At 65.1% G+C, this 20637-nt stretch carries 23 protein-coding genes; 15 read left to right on the plus strand and 8 right to left on the minus strand.

The window, feature by feature from the left end:
* Positions 1-3: 3 nt before the first annotated feature.
* The 3 genes from miaA to ACIA48_RS06125 are packed head-to-tail and all read right to left on the minus strand — an operon-like array spanning position 4 to position 2477.
* The gene (gene miaA, locus ACIA48_RS06115; RefSeq protein WP_396728741.1) at positions 4-912 is read right to left on the minus strand and encodes a tRNA (adenosine(37)-N6)-dimethylallyltransferase MiaA; all 909 of its coding nucleotides are present in this window, start codon (positions 910-912) and stop codon (positions 4-6) included.
* On the minus strand, positions 909-1592 hold the full coding sequence (locus ACIA48_RS06120) for a hypothetical protein (protein ID WP_396728743.1): 684 nt from the start codon (positions 1590-1592) through the stop codon (positions 909-911). Before ACIA48_RS06120 ends, miaA begins: the two co-directional genes overlap by 4 nt.
* Before the next feature lie 9 nt (positions 1593-1601).
* Complete coding sequence (locus ACIA48_RS06125) at positions 1602-2477, minus strand: DMT family transporter (protein WP_396728745.1); 876 nt, start codon at positions 2475-2477, stop codon at positions 1602-1604.
* A 191-nt stretch (positions 2478-2668) separates the two neighbouring features.
* Between ACIA48_RS06125 and ACIA48_RS06130 the strand changes: the two genes are divergently transcribed.
* On the plus strand, positions 2669-4018 hold the full coding sequence (locus ACIA48_RS06130; protein ID WP_396728747.1) for a DUF349 domain-containing protein: 1350 nt from the start codon (positions 2669-2671) through the stop codon (positions 4016-4018).
* Positions 4019-4057: 39 nt separating this feature from the next.
* On the opposite strand, the gene ACIA48_RS06135 is transcribed toward ACIA48_RS06130, so the two are convergent.
* Both ACIA48_RS06135 and miaB read right to left on the minus strand, forming a co-directional pair.
* The gene (locus ACIA48_RS06135; protein WP_396728749.1) at positions 4058-4648 is read right to left on the minus strand and encodes a hypothetical protein; all 591 of its coding nucleotides are present in this window, start codon (positions 4646-4648) and stop codon (positions 4058-4060) included.
* Positions 4636-6189, minus strand: coding sequence for a tRNA (N6-isopentenyl adenosine(37)-C2)-methylthiotransferase MiaB (miaB, locus tag ACIA48_RS06140; protein ID WP_396730639.1), 1554 nt, complete (start codon positions 6187-6189; stop codon positions 4636-4638). The genes ACIA48_RS06135 and miaB overlap by 13 nt, the downstream gene beginning before the upstream one ends.
* Before the next feature lie 157 nt (positions 6190-6346).
* On the opposite strand from miaB, the gene ACIA48_RS06145 reads away from it, so the two are divergent.
* The 4 genes from ACIA48_RS06145 to ACIA48_RS06160 are packed head-to-tail and all read left to right on the plus strand — an operon-like array spanning position 6347 to position 9525.
* Positions 6347-7075 (plus strand): amino acid ABC transporter ATP-binding protein, encoded by a 729-nt coding sequence (locus ACIA48_RS06145; RefSeq protein ID WP_396730641.1) that lies wholly within the window; start codon positions 6347-6349, stop codon positions 7073-7075.
* A 17-nt stretch (positions 7076-7092) separates the two neighbouring features.
* On the plus strand, positions 7093-7929 hold the full coding sequence (locus tag ACIA48_RS06150; protein ID WP_396728751.1) for a glutamate ABC transporter substrate-binding protein: 837 nt from the start codon (positions 7093-7095) through the stop codon (positions 7927-7929).
* 25 nt (positions 7930-7954) lie between these two features.
* Complete coding sequence (locus ACIA48_RS06155) at positions 7955-8629, plus strand: amino acid ABC transporter permease (RefSeq protein ID WP_396728753.1); 675 nt, start codon at positions 7955-7957, stop codon at positions 8627-8629.
* Complete coding sequence (locus ACIA48_RS06160) at positions 8626-9525, plus strand: amino acid ABC transporter permease (RefSeq protein ID WP_396728755.1); 900 nt, start codon at positions 8626-8628, stop codon at positions 9523-9525. Before ACIA48_RS06155 ends, ACIA48_RS06160 begins: the two co-directional genes overlap by 4 nt.
* A gap of 8 nt (positions 9526-9533) precedes the next feature.
* Here the strand turns inward: ACIA48_RS06160 and ACIA48_RS06165 are convergent, their stop codons facing one another.
* From ACIA48_RS06165 to recA, 3 genes are read right to left on the minus strand one after another with little or no spacing between them, the layout of a single operon-like run.
* Positions 9534-10358 carry a TIGR03560 family F420-dependent LLM class oxidoreductase gene (locus ACIA48_RS06165; protein WP_396728757.1) on the minus strand — a complete coding sequence of 275 codons (825 nt, stop codon included), beginning with the start codon at positions 10356-10358 and terminating at the stop codon, positions 9534-9536.
* A 39-nt stretch (positions 10359-10397) separates the two neighbouring features.
* The gene (gene recX / locus ACIA48_RS06170; RefSeq protein WP_396728759.1) at positions 10398-10922 is read right to left on the minus strand and encodes a recombination regulator RecX; all 525 of its coding nucleotides are present in this window, start codon (positions 10920-10922) and stop codon (positions 10398-10400) included.
* The gene (recA, locus tag ACIA48_RS06175; RefSeq protein ID WP_396728762.1) at positions 10888-11943 is read right to left on the minus strand and encodes a recombinase RecA; all 1056 of its coding nucleotides are present in this window, start codon (positions 11941-11943) and stop codon (positions 10888-10890) included. The genes recX and recA overlap by 35 nt, the downstream gene beginning before the upstream one ends.
* A gap of 265 nt (positions 11944-12208) precedes the next feature.
* Between recA and ACIA48_RS06180 the strand changes: the two genes are divergently transcribed.
* The 10 genes from ACIA48_RS06180 to ACIA48_RS06225 all read left to right on the plus strand — a co-directional run bounded on the left by ACIA48_RS06180 (position 12209) and on the right by ACIA48_RS06225 (position 20634).
* Positions 12209-12538 carry a hydrogenase maturation nickel metallochaperone HypA gene (locus ACIA48_RS06180; RefSeq protein ID WP_396728764.1) on the plus strand — a complete coding sequence of 110 codons (330 nt, stop codon included), beginning with the start codon at positions 12209-12211 and terminating at the stop codon, positions 12536-12538.
* 2 nt (positions 12539-12540) lie between these two features.
* Positions 12541-13350 (plus strand): hydrogenase nickel incorporation protein HypB, encoded by an 810-nt coding sequence (gene hypB, locus ACIA48_RS06185; protein WP_396728766.1) that lies wholly within the window; start codon positions 12541-12543, stop codon positions 13348-13350.
* Between the two features lie 111 nt (positions 13351-13461).
* Complete coding sequence (locus tag ACIA48_RS06190; protein WP_396728768.1) at positions 13462-14517, plus strand: hydrogenase expression protein HypE; 1056 nt, start codon at positions 13462-13464, stop codon at positions 14515-14517.
* A 30-nt stretch (positions 14518-14547) separates the two neighbouring features.
* On the plus strand, positions 14548-16344 hold the full coding sequence (locus ACIA48_RS06195) for a nickel-dependent hydrogenase large subunit (RefSeq protein ID WP_396728770.1): 1797 nt from the start codon (positions 14548-14550) through the stop codon (positions 16342-16344).
* Positions 16345-16347: 3 nt separating this feature from the next.
* The gene (locus ACIA48_RS06200; protein WP_396728772.1) at positions 16348-17304 is read left to right on the plus strand and encodes a NifU family protein; all 957 of its coding nucleotides are present in this window, start codon (positions 16348-16350) and stop codon (positions 17302-17304) included.
* A complete protein-coding gene (locus tag ACIA48_RS06205; protein ID WP_396728774.1) occupies positions 17304-17954 on the plus strand; it encodes a DUF5947 family protein in 651 nt (216 codons plus the stop codon). The genes ACIA48_RS06200 and ACIA48_RS06205 overlap by 1 nt, the downstream gene beginning before the upstream one ends.
* On the plus strand, positions 17951-18619 hold the full coding sequence (locus ACIA48_RS06210; protein WP_396728776.1) for a DUF6084 family protein: 669 nt from the start codon (positions 17951-17953) through the stop codon (positions 18617-18619). The genes ACIA48_RS06205 and ACIA48_RS06210 overlap by 4 nt, the downstream gene beginning before the upstream one ends.
* Positions 18616-20004 carry a hypothetical protein gene (locus ACIA48_RS06215; protein WP_396728778.1) on the plus strand — a complete coding sequence of 463 codons (1389 nt, stop codon included), beginning with the start codon at positions 18616-18618 and terminating at the stop codon, positions 20002-20004. The genes ACIA48_RS06210 and ACIA48_RS06215 overlap by 4 nt, the downstream gene beginning before the upstream one ends.
* Positions 20001-20123, plus strand: a complete 123-nt coding sequence (locus tag ACIA48_RS06220; protein WP_396728780.1) for a DUF6893 family small protein — start codon at positions 20001-20003, stop codon at positions 20121-20123. The genes ACIA48_RS06215 and ACIA48_RS06220 overlap by 4 nt, the downstream gene beginning before the upstream one ends.
* Positions 20124-20142: 19 nt before the next feature.
* Positions 20143-20634, plus strand: a complete 492-nt coding sequence (locus ACIA48_RS06225) for a hydrogenase maturation protease (protein WP_396728782.1) — start codon at positions 20143-20145, stop codon at positions 20632-20634.
* The last annotated feature ends 3 nt before the right edge of the window (positions 20635-20637 follow it).

Below are 20637 nucleotides of genomic sequence, written 5' to 3' on the forward strand. Positions count from 1 at the left end.
TGTTCAGGATACGTCTCGCCAGATGCGCAGCGTTTCCTCGACGGCGCCGTCGGCCGCACCGTCGAGCCAGCTGATGCGGTGGTCGCGGCGAAACCACGACCGCTGCCTGCGCACGTAGCGGCGGGTTCCGACGAATGTGGGTTCCCGCGCCGCCGACCCGTCGCCGCCGTCATCGAGGTCAGCGATCACCTGCGCGTACCCCAGTGCCCTGCCCGCCGTCACACCGTCGCGCAGGCCGCAGTCCAAAAGTCCGCGGACCTCGTCCACCAGTCCGTCGTGGAACATCTTGTCGGTCCGCTGGGTCAGGCGTTGGTCGAGAGCTGTTGTCTCCCAATCCAGTCCGACGATCGCGGTGTCCCATCGAGGAGCACCGATCGCCGGGAACGACGCGGCGAACGGCTGGCCCGTCAACTCGACAACCTCCAGCGCGCGCACGATGCGACGTCCGTCGGTGGGCAGGATCGACGCGGCCGCGTCGGCGTCCACCACGGCGAGCTCACCGTGCAGGGCGCTGACGCCGACCTCGGCGAGACGCTCTTCGTACTTGGCGCGCACCGCGGGGTCTGTCGCGGGAAAGGTCCATTCGTCGAGCAGCGATTGGACGTACATCATCGAACCGCCGACCACGACCGGCACGGCGCCACGACTCGCGATGACCTCCACATCGGTGGCAGCGGCCTGCTGGTAGCGGGCCACGCTGGCCGTTTCGGTCACCTCGAGCACATCGAGCTGGTGGTGCGGGATGCCGCGCCGCTCGGCGACCGTCAGCTTCGCGGTCCCGATGTCCATGCCGCGATAGAGCTGCATTGCGTCGGCATTCACGATCTCGCCGCCGAGGCGCTCGGCCACCGCCAGTGCGAGCTCCGATTTCCCGGTCCCCGTCGGGCCGACGATCGCGATCGGTCGCGTCATGGAAGCCAGACGCCCACGAAATAGCCGACCCCGTAGGGCGCGCCTCGGTAGAGCTCCTTGGCTGACCGCGGTTCGGGTTCGAGTCCGGCCAGCACCTGATACGCCACCCGGCCAACGATCGTCTCCGGCAGCTGCGCGAGGGCCGCAGCGTTGCCCGCGGACAGTGCATCGGCGAGGGCGGCTTGCACGGGAATCGAACCCGGGTCGTAGCCGCCGGGCGCGGGCTGGGTCAGGGTGTTCGCACCGTCGGCGATGATGAGCACCCCAACGGAGTCGGCGGCTTCGTCGATCTCGGCGCGCAGCCGCCTGCCGCAGTCCAGCGCCACATCGACGTTGTGGTCGCCGTCGTGGACCCGCACCTCGGCCGTCGCCTCGGGCTTGACCTGTCCACGCAGCCAGCCTGTTACCAACGCGCACAGTGGCAGTTCGATGGGCGCGTCCGGCGCATCCGCTGAAAACTTGATCGACAGATCGACGCCGTAGCCGGCGAATGTCCCGCTCAGCGGCGGTCTGACATCGGCATCGCCGCGTCCGACGCCGACGGCGATCCATCGAGTCGGCAGTCCCGCGGCGGCCGTGAACACCGCCTCGCGCAGGTCGGCCAGTTCAGCAGCCGCACCCGAGGCCAGTTCGGGCACCACGACAGGCGCCGACGGGACGATCGCGATGGCGCTCAGCACGTGACCACGCTAATGCTGTGTCGCATGCTGGTCCGCGTCGACCGCTTCGCCACGGGCCAGTGCGCCGGTGGCGAGAACCATCACCGCGAACGCGACGATCAGGGTCAGCCAGCCCGCCTCGCCGGGCCGCAACGTCTCCCCCAGTACCACCACCCCTAACACCGAGGCGACCACAGGTTCGGTGACCGTCATCGTCGGCAGGGACGCGGTCAGTGATCCAGCGCGGAACGAGAACTGCTGCCACGCGGTGCCCGCGATCGCGATAATCGCCCACGCATACAGCTCCGGAGTGACCAGCAGCTTGAGCAGGCCGTCGTCGAGGCGATCGACCACGCCTTTCGTCAGCACCGCGAACACGCCCCACAGGGCGCCGGAGACCACCGCCAGCAGCACCGCGCTGATCGGGCCGTTGAGCATGCTGCCTGCGATCACGCACGCCACCAGCACCGGTCCGAGGACCGCGACCACCGCGCCCCAGGTTTCGAACGAGGCCCGCGAATGGCCCGCGGTCGGGTTGCCGACGGTGACGATCACGGCGACCGAGGCGGCGAGCAGTATCGCCCACGTCCACTCCCACCGCGTCACCCGCCGGTGCGACTGCCGGGCGTGGATCGGCAGCGCGAACAACAGCGAGGTCACCAACAGCGCCTGCACGAGGAGCACGGAACCAAAGCCCAGCGCCGCAGCCTGCAGGCCGAATCCGACCCCGGCGACCAGGCTGCCCAGCCACCACCGGCGATCGCGTAACAGGTGGAGGAAAAGTGCGGCGTGACTGACCTGTTCGTCGGTCACCTCCTGGGCCTGACGTTGGTGCATGACGTCGCCGATCGCGATGAACAGCGCGGCGCCGAGGGCGAGCAGGGCGGCGATATCCGCCTTGTTCATCGCGGTCCTTCCAGCGCGGTCATCGGGCTCCTTTCCTTGTCGTCGATCAGAGCGTAGGCAGACCGCAACGTGAAAGCCGTGCGCACACGGCGGGGCGACCTGTTTGAATAGCGTGCGAAAGAGACAGCTATCGGGCGCCGCGTCGCGCGGCAGGTGCGCGGAAAACCGCGTGGAGGGTACGAGAAACGAAAATGACTATCAGCGAGCCAGGAGGCCAGGCCTCCTCACCCGAACCCGCGTCCGGGTCTCTCCCGCCCAGACCCACACCGCGGCCGGGACCGCCGCGGCCCACACCGCGCCCCGGCAAGCCGGCGCAGACCATCGCGGCGCCCGCCAGCAGTGACCCGCACCGGTTCGGCAGGGTCGACCCCGACGGCACGGTATGGCTGATCACCGGTTCGGGTGAACGCGTCATCGGGTCCTGGCAGGCGGGCGACACCGAAGCGGCATTCGCACACTTCGGCCGGCGCTTCGACGATCTGCACACCGAAGTCGCTCTCATGGAGAGCCGACTCGAGTCCGGCACCGGCGACGCCCGCAAGATCAAGGCGGCGGCGGCCGCGCTGGCCGAGACACTGGCCGATGCCCACGTTCTTGGCGACGTCGACGCCGTCGCCGCAAGGTTGGCGACCATCGTCGAACATGCCGACGAAACCGCCCAAGCCGACAAAGCCAAGCGTGAGGAGCACCGCGCTGCCCAGGTTGCACGCAAGGAAGCGCTGGCGGCTGAAGCTGAGGAGCTGGCGGCCAACTCCACGCAGTGGAAGGTCGCCGGCGACCGGTTGCGCGAGATCCTCGACGAGTGGCGCACGATCACCGGGCTGGACCGTAAGTCCGACGACGCGCTGTGGAAGCGCTATTCCGCGGCACGCGAAGCGTTCAACCGCAGGCGGGGTTCACATTTCGCCGACCTCGACCGCGAACGTGCCGGCGCACGGCAGGCCAAAGAAGCGCTCTGCGAACGAGCCGAGGCGCTGGCCGACTCCACGGAATGGGGCCCGACGGCTGCGGCCTTCCGCGATCTGCTGAACGAGTGGAAGGCCGCCGGACGCGCGGCGAAGGACGTCGACGACGCGCTGTGGCAGCGGCTGAAGGCGGCGCAGGACACGTTCTTCTCGGCACGCAATGCCGCGAACGCCGAGCGCGACACCGAGTTCCGCGCCAACGCCGACGCGAAGGAAAAGCTGCTCGCGGAAGCCGAGAGGATCGATACCAGCGACCTCGACGCGGCCAGGGCCGCGCTGCGGACGATCGGCGACAAATGGGACGCGATCGGCAAGGTGCCGCGCGAGCGGGGTGCCGATCTGGAACGCCGGCTGCGCGCTATCGAGAAGAAGGTACGCGACGCCCCGACCGGTGGGGTGGATCCCGAGGCCAAGGCGCGCGCCGATCAATTCCGTGCTCGCGCAGAACAATACGAGCGTCAGGCCGAGAAGGCCGCTGCCGCCGGTCGGGAGAAGGACGCGGAGCAGGCGCGGGCCAACGCTGAGCAGTGGCGCCAGTGGGCCGACGCCGCGGCCGAGTCTCTGGGCAAGCGCTAAGGGCTCACTGCACGCGCTAAGCGGCCACTCGGCGGTTCATCAGTCCTTGGGTTTGTCGTCGTCGAGGCCGTCGAGCAGACCTTTGCGCTGTTGTTCGGCGACGTAGCGGCGGCGCTCCTCCTCGGCGGCGAGTTGGACGGCCGTGCGCACCCACACCGCGCGCGCCCAGTGGTAGGTCACCACGATGACCGCCAGCCAGGCGACGACCAGTCCGATGCCTGGGCCGGGATAGCCGCCGGGTGCGGTCTGCCGTGACCACACCGCCAGGAGACCAAGCAGCGACGCCACCGTCGACCCGGCCAGCGCGATCCACGCCAGCGCCCACCGGCGTGTCAGCAGGGCCAGCATCGAGAAGCCGACGCCGAATACCAGGGCCAGCCAGGTGAACACTCGCGACGGCAGCGTGATCCCTTCGCGGACCGCAACGTCGCTGCTGATGAGGACGTCGAGTCCCTTGGCGCTGCCCGTGTGGGGCAGGACGAACGACAACAGCAGCACGAACACACCGATCGCGATGACCAACGCCCGTGCGCCGGGGTCGATTTCACGCGCAACACGGCGCTCGGCCGCCTCGATGTCGCCCTTGAAACTCTCGAACTCGCCGTTTTCTGGCTTACTCACCGGCTGCATCCGGTCGACACTAGCGGCTCGGCTGGGGCGCCGATGCCGGGCATGCCCAGGCCGACGCCGGTGCGGGGGCGATCACCTGCGGCATGAGCGTCGCCCGCCCTGGTGCGGCGATGGGAACCGATGGCGGAGTCGGCGATGAGGTGATGCGGCGCGGCGCCGGTGATCGTTGTCGTGACGACGTCGCCCGGGCGGATAGGCAGACCGTCGGGGTTGAAGTGCACCAGCCGGCCGTCGCGGGCCCGCCCGGACATCCGCGCGGTGGCGGCGTCCTTGCGCCCCTCGCCGGTGGCGACCAGTAGCTCGACGGTGCGGCCTATCTGCGCGCTGTTCTCCTCCAGTGAGATGCGCTCCTGCAGTTCGATCAGCCGCTGATACCGCTCGGACACAACGTGTTTGGGCACCTGGTCGTCGAGGTCGGCAGCCGGGGTGCCGGGCCGTTTCGAGTACTGGAAGGTGAACGCGCTGGCGAATCGTGCACGCTCGACGACATCGAGCGTGGCCTGGAAGTCCTCCTCGGTCTCACCCGGGAATCCGACGATGAGATCGGTGGTGATCGCGGCGTGCGGGATGGCGGCACGCACCCGATCGATGATGCCGAGGTAGCGCTCGGCGCGATACGAGCGGCGCATCGCCCGCAGTATCCGGTCCGAGCCCGACTGCAGCGGCATGTGCAGTGTGGGGCAGACATTGGGCGTCTCGGCCATCGCTTCGATCACGTCGTCGGTGAACTCGGCGGGGTGTGGCGACGTGAAGCGCACCCGTTCCAGCTCGTCGATGCGTCCGCAGGCGCGGAGCAGTTTGGCGAACGCTCCCCTGTCGCGCGGCTCGTCGGGGTCGGCGAAGGAGACGCCGTACGCATTGACGTTCTGGCCGAGCAGGGTGATCTCCAGCACACCCTGGTCGACCAGCGAAGTCACCTCGGCGAGCACGTCGCCGGGCCTGCGGTCGACCTCCTTGCCGCGCAATGCGGGCACGATGCAGAACGTGCAGGTGTTGTTGCACCCGACGGACACCGACACCCATGCGGCATAGGCGGACTCGCGCGCCGCGGGCAGAGCGGAGGGGAACTCCTCCAGCGCGTCGACGATCTCGACCTGGGCGGCCCTGTTGTGCCGCGCACGGTCCAGCAGCGCGGGCAGCGAGCCGATGTTGTGGGTGCCGAACACCACATCGACCCACGGAGCCCGCTTCAGTACCGCGTCGCGGTCTTTTTGAGCCAGACACCCGCCGACGGCAATCTGCATATCGGGTTCGGCGTTCTTGCGCGGCGCGAGATGGCTGAGGTTGCCATACAACTTGTTGTCCGCGTTCTCGCGCACCGCACAGGTGTTGAATACGACGACGTCGGCGTCCGAACCCTCAGGGGCCTTGCGATACCCCGCCGCCTCCAGCAACCCCGCCAGACGTTCGGAGTCGTGGACATTCATCTGGCAACCGTAGGTGCGGACCTGATAGGTACGCACCGACGAGCGCTCGCGCGAGGAGGCGACGGCGTCCGACGAGCGAACACCGCTGCCCGCGGCCGCCTCTCGCGTCACCATAGAAGTCACTGCTTCATGGTACGGACAGGTCAGCCCGGCGATTCGAGCGGATTGACGAGTTCTGAGCACGCTGGGCGCTACCTGGGTAAGGTCTGCACCCATGGCGGCAGGCGGGTCGGAAGTGAAAGAGGTCGATCCAACTCCGAGTGTCGTGCCGATGATCTCGATGCAAGCGGTCAACAAACACTTCGGCAGCCTGCACGTGCTGCAGGACATCAACCTGACTGTGGACCGCGGACAGGTGATCGTCGTGCTGGGCCCGTCGGGTTCCGGCAAGTCGACGCTGTGCCGCACCATCAACCGTCTCGAGACAATCGACTCGGGCACCATCGCGATTGACGGTCAGGTCCTGCCCGCCGAGGGCAAGCAACTGGCGCAGTTGCGTTCCGACGTGGGCATGGTGTTCCAGTCGTTCAACCTCTTCGCGCACAAGACAATTCTCGACAACGTCACGCTGGCGCCGATGAAGGTGCGCAGGGCGTCCAAAGCGAAGGCCCGCGAGGCCGCCATGGCGCTGCTGGAGCGCGTCGGGGTAGCCAACCAGGCCGACAAGTACCCCGCGCAGCTGTCAGGTGGGCAGCAGCAGCGCGTGGCGATTGCACGATCGCTGGCGATGAACCCCAAGGTCATGCTGTTCGACGAGCCGACAAGCGCACTGGACCCCGAGATGATCAACGAGGTCCTGAACGTGATGACGTCGCTCGCCAAAGAAGGCATGACGATGGTGGTGGTCACCCACGAAATGGGTTTCGCGCGTGGGGCCGCAAATCAGGTGGTCTTCATGGCTGACGGAGCGATCGTCGAAGCAGCCGAACCACAGGAGTTCTTCACCAACCCGAAGTCCGACCGCGCCAAAGACTTTCTCGGCAAGATCCTCAAACACTGACTCGAAAGGAAGAACGCATGCCATTCATTTCGAAGCGAATCGTGGGGGCGGTCGCGCTCGCCGTCACCATCCCCCTCGCGCTGTCCGCTTGCGGCGGTGGCGATTCCGGCGGCAGCGCTGCGTCTGGCGACAAAGAGAAGGTCACCATCGGGATCAAGTTCGATCAGCCGGGCCTTGGCCTGAAGAACCCGGACGGCACCTACAGCGGGTTCGACGTCGACGTCGCGACGTACGTCGCCGAGCAGCTTGGTTACACGCCGGACAAGATCGAGTGGAAGGAAGCGGTCTCCGCGCAGCGCGAAAACCTCATCGACAACAACCAGGTCGACTACATCGTCGCCACGTACTCGATCACCGATGAGCGCAAGAAGCGCGTCGACTTCGCGGGCCCCTACCTCGTCACCGGGCAGAGCCTGCTGGTGCAGGCGAACAACAACGACATCACCGGCAAGGACTCGCTCGCGGGCAAGATCCTCTGCTCCGTGAAGGGTTCGACGCCGGCGCAGAAGATCAAGGACGAGTTCCCGACTGTGCAGCTGCAGGAGTACCCGAACTACTCGGCGTGCGTCGAGGCGCTCAAATCGGGCAAGGTCGCGGCAGTGACCACCGACGAGGTCATCCTCGCCGGTTACGCCGCTCAGTCCCCCGGCGCGTTCAAGCTCGTCGGCGGCACGTTCTCGACGGAGAACTACGGCATCGGCCTCAAGAAAGGCGACACCGAGCTGCTGAACAAGATCAACGACGCGCTGAAGAAGATGGAGGCCGACGGAGCCTGGGCGGCGGCGTTCGAGAAGAACCTCGGCCCCGCGGGCATCAAGACGCCGGCGCCTCCGGCCATCGCCGCCACCAACTGACGCGCGGGGGTCTGCCGGAGCGAGTATGGAGGTCTTCAGAGCCGGCGCGTTCTTCGACGCGTTCTGGGTCACCATCCAGTTGACGCTGTTCTCGGCGCTGTGGGCGCTGGTCATCGGCACGGTGCTGGCGGCTATGCGGTTGTCGCCGGTGCCGGTCCTCCGCTGGCTCGGCGCCGGCTACGTCAACATCGTGCGCAACACCCCGTTGACGCTGATCATCCTGTTCACCTCGCTGGGCCTGTACACATCGCTCGGTATCGTGCTGGCCGATCCAAGCTCGCCGACGTTCTTGGTGGACAACAACTTCCGGCTGGCGGTACTTGGCTTGTCCGTGTACACGGCGTCGTTCGTCTGCGAGACACTGCGCTCCGGGGTCAACACGATTCCGCTGGGACAGGCTGAGGCGGCCAGGTCACTGGGCCTCACGTTCAGCCAAAACCTGCGGTTGATTCTGCTGCCCCAGGCATTTCGGGCGACAATCATCCCGATGGGGTCGGTACTCATCGCGCTAACCAAGAACACGACGATCGCCTCGGTGATCGGCGTGGCGGAGGCGTCACTGCTGATGTCGGAGTGGGTGGAGAAGTCCTCCGCACTGCTGGTGGTCGGCAGCCTGTTCGCCGCCGGATTCGTCGCGCTCACACTGCCGTTGGGCCTGCTGTTCGGGTGGATGGGTAAGCGATTGGCGGTCGCCAGATGACCGGATCGTCTGTCCTGTTCGACGCGCCGGGCCCGCGCGCCAAGGTCCGCAACATCATCGCGACCGTGATCACCGTGCTGGTCGTTCTCCTGGTGCTCTTATTCGTCGGCCTTGGGCTTTTGGCCAAAGGCCAACTGGCCTGGGCGATGTGGGAGCCGTTCATCACGCCGAACGTCTGGGAGAACTACATCATCCCGGGTATCGAGGGCACGTTGAAGGCCGCCGGGCTGTCGATTGTGCTGGCGGGAATCCTCGGCGTGGCGCTCGGGGTCGGACGGCTGTCGACGCACGCGTGGATCAGTGGCCCGTGCGCGGTGTTCGTCGAGTTCTTCCGCGCGGTGCCCGTGCTGATCATGATGATCTTCGCGTACTTCCTCTATTCGAGATACGACGTCTTCGCCTCGGAGTACTCGACGCTCGCGGGTGTCGTCACCGGTCTGACGCTGTACAACGGCGCCGTCATCGCCGAGATCGTTCGAGCCGGCGTGAACGCACTACCCCGCGGACAGTCGGAGGCCGCGTCGTCACTGGGCATGCGGTGGGGGCAGACCATGAGGTCGATCCTGCTGCCACAAGCGATTACGTCAATGCTGCCGGTGCTGATCTCGCAGTTGGTCGTCGTCCTCAAGGACACCGCGCTGGGCGTGGCCATCACGTATCCCGAACTGGTATCGCAGGGCACGAACATCGGCGCGGCGTTCACCAACCTCCTGCCTGCACTGGTGGTCGTCGCAGTTTTGATGATCGTCGTGAACTTCGCGCTGTCGTCGTTCGCGGTGTGGCTGGAGGCAAGATTGCGCCGGTCACGCCGCGCCACGAGGCCACTGGATCCGGAGACGATCGAGCAGGAGGGTGCGCCCGGCGCGACGGTGAAGGTCGCGGAACCCGGCCAATAAATCTTTGCCTAGATCAATTCTGCGCAGCGCTCCATCTGTGCCGCCGTCGGCGGCTGGTAGAACGACAGCACCACGTGGTCGCAGCCGAGGCTGTCCAGCTCCGGCAGCCGGGCCAGCTGCTCTTCGACATGACCGTCCTTGGCGGGCAGGACGAACAGTTGTATCGAGCGTCGGATCCCGGCGGGATCGCGGCCGACCTCAGCGCAGGCCTCGTCGAGAAGTGCGCTGGTTTTCACCCAGGCCTCGACATCACCGTGACTGGGAACATTCCATTCGTCGGCGTGACGGGCGATGACGCGCAACATCTTCGGCTTCTCGCCGCCGACGACGATCGGCGGATGGGGCTTCTGCAGCGGTTTCGGATTGGCCAAAGCCTCCTGCAAGCGATAATGGCGGCCCTCGAAGCTGACGGTGTCCTCGGTCCACAGTCGCCGGATGACGGTCAGTGCCTCGTCGAGCATCTCCACCCGCACGCCCGCACTCGGGAACTCGAGACCGTATCCGCGGTGTTCCTCTTCATGCCAGCCCGCACCGAGCCCGAAATCCAGTCTGCCGCCACTGATGTGGTCGACTGTCACCGCCATTTTCGCGAGGATCGCGGGGTTGCGGTAGGTCACGCCGGAGACCATGCAGCCGACGCGGGCCCGCGACACCACGCCGGCCATTGCCGCCAGCGACGTCCACCCCTCGTACGTCGGGTCTGATAGATCGGCCAGCCCGTAAAAGTGATCGTAGTTGGCGACGGAGTGGAACCCCAGCTTGTCGGCGCGCGCCCAGAACTCGTGGAGCACCGGATAGTCGAATGTCGGGGCGATCTTCGCCGATAACAGCATGTGCGCAACGTACCCCGCGCCGCACGCCGTGCTCGACGACTACACCCGCCGCCGCTCCCGTTCGCTGGCCAACTCAACGCTGACCACGTCGAACGCCATCGACTGGTGATAACCGCGACGGGCCAGCATCCCGACCAGCCTGCGCGTCAGCTTGGCGTGATCATCGTCGCCGAACTTCTCGCGGCGCAGCTTGTCACGGACCAACTGCTCGGCGCGCTGACGTTCGGCACCCGCGTCGACGTCGGCCAGCGCGGCGGTGATCACCTCGTCGTCCACACCTTTGTTACGCAACTCGGCGGCCAAGGCACGCTTGCCTTTTCCGGCGTTGACGCGTCGCGATCGGACCCACTGTTCGGCGAAGTCCACGTCATCGACCAACCCGACGTGCGCCAGCCGGTCGAGCACCGCGGTGCTGACGTCGGCGGGGTAACCCCGCTTGGTCAGTTGAGCCTCGAGCTCAGCGCGGGTGCGTGCCCTCGCGGTGAGCAGACGCAGACACAATGCCCGCGCCTGCTCCTCGCGAGAGACCTCAGAAGTCGACGGGGGCGGGCAGGATTTCGTCATCGGACGGAGCTGCTGCGGTCACGTCGGCACCGATGCCGAGCTTTTCCTTGATCTTTTTCTCGATCTCGTTGGCGACGTCGGGGTTCTCCAACAGGAAGTTGCGCGCGTTCTCCTTGCCCTGGCCCAATTGCTCACCCTCGTAGGTGAACCAGGAACCGGACTTGCGGATGAAGCCCTGCTCCACACCCATGTCGATGAGCGAGCCTTCCTTGCTGATGCCCTTGCCGTAGAGGATGTCGAACTCGGCCTGCTTGAACGGCGGAGACACCTTGTTCTTGACGACCTTCACCCGGGTGCGGTTACCCACCGCGTCCGTGCCGTCCTTGAGGGTCTCGATTCGCCTGACGTCCAGCCGGACCGAGGCATAAAACTTCAACGCTTTTCCGCCCGTTGTCGTTTCGGGCGAACCGAACATCACGCCGATCTTCTCGCGAAGCTGGTTGATGAAGATCGCGGTGGTGCCCGAGTTGTTCAGGGCGCCGGTCATCTTCCGCAGCGCCTGGCTCATCAAGCGGGCCTGCAGGCCGACGTGACTGTCGCCCATCTCGCCTTCGATTTCCGCTCGCGGCACCAGCGCGGCCACCGAGTCGATGACCAGAATGTCCAGTGCGCCGGAGCGGATCAGCATGTCGGCGATCTCCAGCGCCTGTTCACCGGTGTCGGGCTGGGACACCAGGAGCGAGTCGGTGTCCACACCCAGCTTCTGGGCATAGTCCGGGTCCAGTGCGTGCTCGGCATCGATGAACGCCGCGATGCCGCCCGCGGCCTGGGCGTTGGCGACCGCGTGCAACGCGACGGTTGTCTTACCCGAGGATTCCGGACCGTAGATCTCGATGACACGGCCGCGCGGCAGCCCGCCGATGCCGAGCGCCACGTCCAGGGCGATCGAGCCGGTGGGAATGACCGAGATCGGCGGGCGAACATCTTCCCCGAGCCGCATCACCGAGCCTTTACCGAAGTTCTTGTCGATCTGTGCGAGCGCCAGTTCGAGGGCTTTCTCGCGGTCAGGTGCCTGTGGCATGGGTTGTCTCCATCCTCGTGCGTGATCGGTTCTCGATCGGTTGGCCGTGACGCTAGAGGTCGGTACCGACAAGTCGGCGTGACCAGTGTCCCGCGCTGTCATCAGCGTAGACGAACACCTGTTCGATTCAAGTCTGACACGCCGTGCGCTCTGACGAGTCGGGTCCATGGGCATGGATCGGCGCCCCGAAGGGATTCTGCTTCCACTCGCCCGGAGCAGGATCCCGCGCCTATGGTGGGTTGATACCGCCCAGATTGGGGCAAACGTGCACGAGATGGCGCTGACACAAAGTGTTGTCGAGGCGGTGTGCGAACACGCCGCAGGGCGTCGCGTGCACAGCGTCAGGCTGGAAATCGGCGCGCTGTGCGCAGTCATCCCCGATGCGATGACGTTTTGCTTCGAACTCGCGACCGAGGGCACTGTCGCTGATCACGCCAGCCTCGAGGTTGACTTGCGACCCGGTCAAGCATGCTGTCGCAGCTGCGGCGCCGACTTCGAGCTGGACGACTTGATCCTGCTATGCCCCTGCGGCAGTGCCGATGTCGAGGTGACCGCCGGCCGTGACGTGAAGATTCTTTCGATGGAAGTGAGTTGATCATGTGTGCGACCTGTGGCTGCGGCGACGACGGAGCAACCATCACGGTGCCCGGCCATACCAACCCGCACGACCACGATCACCCGCACCACCACGATCGCCCGCACGATCACGACCACGATCACGACCACCCGCACACCGAGACCATCTCCTTGGAGCAGAAGGTTCTCGCGAAGAACGATGTGCTGGCCGAACAGAATCGGCAGTGGCTGGCCGACCGCGGAATCCTGGCGTTCAACATCACCAGTTCACCCGGCGCAGGCAAGACGACGCTGCTCGAGCGCACCATCCGTCATCTCGGCTCGCAACGCCACGTTTCGGTGATCGAAGGCGATCAAGAGACCCTGCTCGACGCCGATCGGATCACCGCCGCAGGGGCACGCGCAGTTCAGGTCAACACGGGCGCGGGCTGCCACCTCGACGCGGACATGATCGCGCGCGCAATGCACACCCTGGATCCTGAACGCGCCTCGCTGCTGTTCATCGAGAACGTCGGAAACCTCGTCTGCCCCGCGCTATTCGACCTTGGCGAGCACAGCAAGGTCGTTGTCATCTCGGTGACCGAAGGAACCGACAAGCCGCTGAAGTATCCACACATGTTCGCCGCGGCAGGACTGGTGCTCATCAACAAGATCGACCTGTTGCCCTATGTCGATTTCGACCTCGAACTCTGCGCGCAGCACGCGCGTTCGGTCAATCCCCACGTCGAGATCATTCCCGTCTCAGCTACCAAAGGTGACGGGATGCATATCTGGCATCAATGGATTGACGCGCGCGCACGTGAACAGTTTGCGGCTATCGCCGAAGTGTGATTGACAACACACTTTTGCGGGAGTAGACCGAAACTTAGCGACGCGCAAGTGGGCCGAAGGGCGACTCCTGCGCCGCCAGGGACTGCAGCCCGGTCCCGGAAAGCCGCAAGCATGTTGACTGATGCTGCCAAAAAAGCGGAAGAAACCTTGATCCATGTTCTGTGGATCAACGCCGGACTCAGTTGCGACGGCGATTCCGTGGCGTTGACAGGCGCTACCCAACCAAGCATCGAGGAGATCGCGCTCGGGGCACTTCCCGGTTTGCCTCAAATCGCAGTGCACTGGCCGTTGATCGACTTCGAATGCGGACCGGCGGGTGGCGCGGACGACTTCCTCGAGTGGTTCTTCAAAGCCGATCGCGGTGAGCTTGAACCATTCGTGCTGGTCGTCGAGGGATCGATCCCCAACGAAGACCTCCATCAGGAAGGGTATTGGTGCGGGTTCGGCAACGACCCGGCGACCGACCAGCCGATCACGACCAGTGAATGGCTCGACCGGCTGGCCCCGAAGGCGACCGCGATCGTGGCTGTCGGCACGTGCGCGACGTACGGCGGCATTCACGCGATGGCAGGCAACCCGACCGGCGCAATGGGACTGCCGGATTACCTCGGCTGGAAGTGGCAGAGCAAGGCGGGCATTCCCATCGTGTGCGTACCGGGCTGTCCGATCCAAGGCGACAACCTCTCCGAGACGTTGACCTACCTCCTGTACATGGCCACCGGGCAAGCGCCGATGATTCCGCTCGATGACGCATTGCGACCCCAATGGTTGTTCGGCAACACCGTGCACGAGGGGTGCGACCGGGCCGGCTATTACGAGCAAGGTGATTTCGCGACCGAGTACGGATCACCGAAATGCATTGTCAAGCTTGGTTGTTGGGGCCCGGTCGTGAAGTGCAACGTGCCCAAGCGTGGCTGGATCAACGGCGTCGGCGGCTGCCCGAACGTCGGCGGAATCTGCATTGGATGCACGATGCCGGGCTTCCCCGACAAATTCATGCCCTTCATGGACGAACCTCCGGGCGGAAAGATCTCGACGACCGCCTCCGGCCTCTACGGCTCGGTGATTCGCAATCTGCGACACATCACCGGAAGAACCGTTGACAAGGAGCCGAGTTGGCGGCGTCCGGGCAAGGAACTGACCACAGGAGCGGTGCGCACCTGGTAGGTGGGCACCGCATAGAAAGGCAAAGAGCCAATGACAACCACAGTTCCCGGACCCCAGCACACCAAGAAGGACCCGAGCACGCTCGTCGAGATGTCGTGGGATCCGATCACCCGAATCGTCGGCAGCCTCGGCATCTACACCAAGATCGACTTCGAGAACCGCGAGGTCGCCGAGTGCCACAGCACGTCGTCGATCTTCCGCGGTTATTCGATCTTCATGAAAGGCAAGGATCCCCGCGACGCGCACTTCATCACCAGTCGCATCTGCGGAATCTGCGGCGACAACCACGCCACCTGCTCCTGTTACACACAGAACATGGCGTACGGCGTCAAACCACCCAACCTCGGCGAGTGGATCGTCAATCTGGGCGAGGCCGCGGAATACATGTTCGACCACAACATTTTTCAAGAGAATCTGGTAGGCGTCGACTACTGCGAGAAGATGGTCTCCGAAACCAATCCGGGTGTCCTGGCCAAGGCCGAGAACACACTTGCCCCGAATTCGGACGCACACGGGTACCGCACGATTGCCGACATCATGCGAGCGCTGAACCCGTTCACCGGTGAGTTCTACCGTGAGGCCCTGGTCGTCAGCCGCTGGACGCGCGAGATGTTCTGCCTCATGGAGGGCAAGCACGTCCATCCCTCGACGCTGTACCCAGGTGGCGTAGGCACTGTGGCCACCATTCAGCTGATGACCGACTACATGAGCCGTCTGATGCGCTACGTCGAGTTCATGAAGAAGGTCGTTCCGATGCACGACGATCTTTTCGACTTCTTCTACGAAGCGCTGCCCGGCTACGAGCAGGTCGGCCTGCGCCGCACCCTGCTCGGATGCTGGGGTTCGTTCCAGGATCCGGAGGTCTGCAACTTCGCCTACAAGGACATGGAGCGCTGGGGTGACGCGATGTTCGTGACGCCCGGTGTCGTCGTCGACGGCAAGCTCGTCACCCACTCCCTGGTGGACATCAACCTCGGTATCCGAATCCTTTTGGGCAGTTCGTATTACGACGATTGGACCGACCAGGAGATGTTCGTGAAGAACGATCCGCTCGGTAATCCGATCGATCGGCGGCACCCATGGAATCAGCACACCAACCCGAGGCCGCAGAAGCGCGACATGGACGACAAATACAGCTGGGTCATGTCGCCGCGATGGTTCGACGGCAAGGATCATTTGGCACTGGACACCGGCGGCGGTCCGCTGGCGCGGTTGTGGAGCACCGCGCTGGCCGGGCTCGTCGATATCGGCTATGTGAAGTCCACCGGCGGCAGCGTGCAGATCAACCTGCCCAAGACTGCGCTCAAAGGCCCGGTGTCGCTGGAGTGGAAGATCCCCAAACACGGCAGCAACACGCTCGAACGCAACCGGGCGCGGACCTACTTCCAGGCGTACGCGGCGGCCTGCGCGCTGCACTTTGCCGAGCAGGCGCTGGTGGAAATCAGGGCGGGACGCACCAAGACGTGGGAGAAGTTCACGGTGCCGGACGAGGCCATCGGCTGCGGTTTCACCGAGGCGGTACGTGGTGTGCTCTCCCATCACATGGTGATCCGGGACGGCAAGATCGCGAACTACCACCCCTATCCCCCGACACCGTGGAATGCCAACCCGCGCGACAGCTACGGCACTCCCGGACCGTATGAGGATGCCGTTCAAGGACAACCGATCTTCGAGGAGAATGATCGGGATAACTTCAAGGGCATCGACATCATGCGCACGGTGCGCAGCTTCGACCCATGCCTGCCATGCGGAGTGCACATGTACCTCGGCGACGGCAAGACACTCGAGAAACTGCATTCACCGACACAGTCCGTCACCGGAGAGTGACCCATGGCCTCGGCAGGTCGACAGAACCCGGAGGCGCACGAGGACGAAACGCGATGGCGTTCAGCAGGTGATCGAATCCAGACACTGCTGGACGCCAGCGCGGGCAGTGGAACGGTTGTGCACGAGCGGACCGTGCAACTCGCCGCCGAATTGACCGAGCTCTACGGCGCCGCGCTGGACCGGATCATCGCGGTCACCGCCGAGGCGGCCCCCGATCTGGTCGATCAATTCGCCGCCGACGAACTCGTGGCCAGTCTCATGCTGGTGCACGGTCTGCACCCGCACAGCATGGAGCGCAGGATCGAGGACGCGCTGGACAGTGTCCGGCCCTATCTCGGCTCCCACGGCGGCGATGTCGCGCTGCTCGAGGTGGCAGATACCGAGGCCGGCCCGGCGGTTCGCCTGCAATTCGCGGGCAGTTGCAAGAGTTGCCCGTCATCGGCTGTGACCCTCGAATTCGCCGTCGAGGATGCGATTCGTGCCGCGGCACCGGAGATCACGTCGATCGAAGTCGTGGCGGCACAACCGGACTCGACAGCATCGCCCAGCCTCATCTCGGTGGACTCGGTGATGAGCCGGGTTCGCGACGGGGCCGGTGCGGCGTGGCATCCCATCCCGGACATCAGCGATCTCCGACAGGGCGAGGTGGCCGGGTTCCTGATCGCCGGAGTGCCGATTCTGGCCTGTCGCATCGGTGACGACCTGTTCGCCTACCACGATCGGTGCGGTCGATGCCACGACTCGATGGCGGGCGCGGCGCTACACCGCCCGCTCGGTGCACCCATTGGTCAGGCGGTCCTCCGGTGCCCGCGCTGCCAAGCGCATTTCGACGTCGTGCACGCCGGCGCCGGCCTTGACGACGACGCCGCAACGGCGATGCACCTGGACCCAATTCCGCTGCTGCACCGCGACGGTGTGCTCTGTGTCGCAGTGCTTTCCGAAACGTCCGGAGTGGCGTGATGACAGGCGCCTACGACGTACTCGCACGGATCCGGGCTCAGAAACCGCCCGTACAGCAACCCGGCGAGCGCTGCGAGATGTGCGCCGAACCGATCGCCGACGAGCACCAGCACATCGTCAATGTCGCAGCGCGTCAACTGATGTGCACATGCCGCGGCTGCTACCTGCTGTTCACCGATCCACACGCCAAGCTCCGATACCGGGCCGTTCCGGATCGCTACCTCACGTTCCCCGACTTCACCCTGGACCGTCGCGCCTGGGAAGCGCTCCAGATCCCCGTCGGACTGGCGTTCTTCTTCCACAACTCCGACCTCGACAAGACCGTGGCTTTCTATCCTGGTCCGGCGGGAGCCACCGAGTCCGAGCTGGATCTCGACGCATGGACGACGATCAGCGGCGCCGACAACCAACTGGACCTGCTCGCAGACGACGTCGAAGCCCTGCTGGTGCGCGTTCCCGATCGAGACCACGCGGATCCAGCACTCGACGCATCCGTGGAGTGCTATCTGGTCCCCATCGACGCCTGCTACGAGTTCGTGGGCCGATTGCGAATGTTGTGGCGTGGCTTTGACGGTGGCCAGGAGGTCCGCGATTTCATCGACGAGTTCTTCGAGCGGATCAAGGCGCGCAGCAAGGTGGCGTCAGCGTGAACGATCTGGCCTTCACCGTCGTCGACGTCGCCGCGGAACAGTTCTCGGTCACGCCGCGACTGACCGCGCGCATCGCCATCACAGCCGGTGAGGACGAACCGATTCATGCGATCGCGCTGCGCTGCCAGATCCGCTTCGAACCGCTGCGGCGGCCCTACTCCGACGAAGAGGCCGTCGGTTTGGTCGACCTGTTCGGGCCACGCGCGCGGTGGGCCGAGACCCAACGGACCTTCCTATGGCAGCACAGCGGCGCGATGGTCCAGGGCTTCACCGAAGCCACCGAGATCTCGCTGCCACTGGAATGCACCTATGACTTCGAAGTCGCAGCGTCGAAGTATCTCCACGCATTGCGCGACGGCGCGGTTCCGCTGCTGTTTCTCTTCAGCGGAACCGTGTTCGTTCACGGCGAGCGTGGCTTCTCGGTCCGCCAGGTGTCGTGGGAATGCGAAGCCAGGCACGAGATGCCGGTGTCGGTGTGGAACGAGCTCGTTCGGATCCACTATCCGAACGCCGGCTGGGTACGACTCGGGCACGACACCATATCCGCGCTGGCCGAATACAAGTCGGCCCGCGGGATGCTCGACTTCGAGGATGCGGTGACCACCCTGCTCACGGAGGCACCCCGCGTCACCGAGCGGATCTGTGCGCCCGAGGAGGTCCGATGAAACCCTCCTGGGATCGAGCACGCGCCATCGCTGACGCTGTGCTCTACGAGGGATACCTGCTCTACCCCTACCGAGCGACGTCCAGCAAGAACCAATCCCGCTGGCAGTTCGGGGTAGTCGGACCACCGGGGGCGTGCGACGCGGGCATCGGCGAGAGCGACAGTCTGACGGCGCAATTCCTGGTCGACGGTGACAGCGAACTGACGCTCGTCGTGCGCTTCCTGCAACTACAACACCGCCGCGCCGAACGCGATATCGGCGACGGCACATTCGAACCCGTCGACAAGGTGACAAGCGGTTTGCAGTCCTGGGTCACCTGGGACGAGGCGGTGGAGCGCGAGCTCTCGTTCGGCCCTTTCGGACTCACTGACCTCGTTCAGCCGCGCACGTTGAGCATCGAGGTGGGCGAGGGCAGCGAGACCGAGGCCGTCGACGGTGGTCGACTCATCCGCACCAGATCCGCGATCCGGGCCGACCTCACCGTCGCCGTCGAGCATGAAGCGGCTGACCTCCACCGGGTCAGCACAGCGGTCCGCAATGTCGGCGAGGCTGCAGCGGACAAGGACGAGGCCATCGCCACATCGTTGATCGGCACCCACATCATCGCTGAAGTCGTTGGCGGAGAGTTCATCTCACTGCTCGATCCACCGGACTCGGCGAGGGCGACGGTGTCGCACCTTGTCCAGCACCGATGCTTCCCCGTGCTCGCCGGCCGACCGGGCGAACATGATCTGCTGTTGATTTCGCCGATCATCCTCTACGACCATCCAGAGATTGCCGAACAGAGCGAGGGCGCGCTCTACGACTCCACCGAGATCGACGAGATCCTCACGCTCCGCGTGATGACGATGACCGATGAAGAGAAGGCACAAGCGCGCGCCACTGATCCGTTGGCGGCGGCCATCATCGACAGATGCGATTCGATGTCACCCGAGGCCATGCAGCAGTTGCACGGCATTCTGCGCAACCCGCACGCATCAGGGTATGACGACCCGAGACTCGATGCGTTGGACGGGCAGATGAGGTCGGCGGGACTCATCCCGGAGATCCCGGACGGTGTCGACTGGTGGGATCCGGTGGCCGACACCGCCGTCCGTCCCGACGTCGACGCCGTACTGGTCAACGGCGTCCGGGTATCCGCGGGCAGCAGAGTTCGCCTGCGGCCGTCCCGCCGCGCCGACGCACAGGACATCTTCTTCGCGGGCAAGAGCGCCCGCGTCATCTCCGTTCATGAGGACGTCGATGGCCAGCAGTACGTGGGCGTGATCGTCGAAGACGATCCGGACGTCGAGATGCCCGACTCCTACGGCCGATATCTGTACTTTGCGCCGGATGAGGTCGAACCGATCGATGCACAAGTAGTCAGCCCAGAGAGGAGTTCATGATGGATGTAATTGGTTGGGTAGCAACCGGTGTCGTCGCCGTGGTGGTATTGGGCGGGATCGCGGTCGGGCTCCGCTCCATTCCAGACGTACGGCGGTACATGAAGATCCGCAACATGTAGATCGGAGTTCGACAACCAGATGACAGCCCGCATTCTGGTCGCCGGAATCGGCAACATCTTCCTCGGAGACGACGGATTCGGACCCGAGGTGATTCGCAATGCCGCCACGCAGACTGTCGGCGACGACATCAACGTAGTGGACTATGGCATCAGGGGCATGCACCTGGCCTACGATCTCCTCGAGCAGTGGCGGGCACTTGTCCTCGTCGATGCCCTGCCCAATCGCGGGGCACCCGGCACACTTCATATTTTCGAGGCTGACCACGAAACCCTCTCGCCGACTGCCGGTCTCGAAGCACACAGCATGGACCCGGCCGCTGTGTTCGCGACACTCAAGGCACTGGGCGGGACCGCTCCCCGGACGATCGTCGTCGGCTGCGAAGTCGAAAGCGTCGAGGACGGAATTGGTTTGTCTGATCCGGTCATCGCGGCGGTGCCTGCGGCGGTCACGGCGATCAACGATGTACTGGTTGACCTGGTCGCCTCCGCGACAGCACCTGCGGAGGGCTGACTG

The organism is Mycobacterium sp. NPDC051804 (assembly GCF_044452905.1).
Classification (GTDB): domain Bacteria; phylum Actinomycetota; class Actinomycetes; order Mycobacteriales; family Mycobacteriaceae; genus Mycobacterium.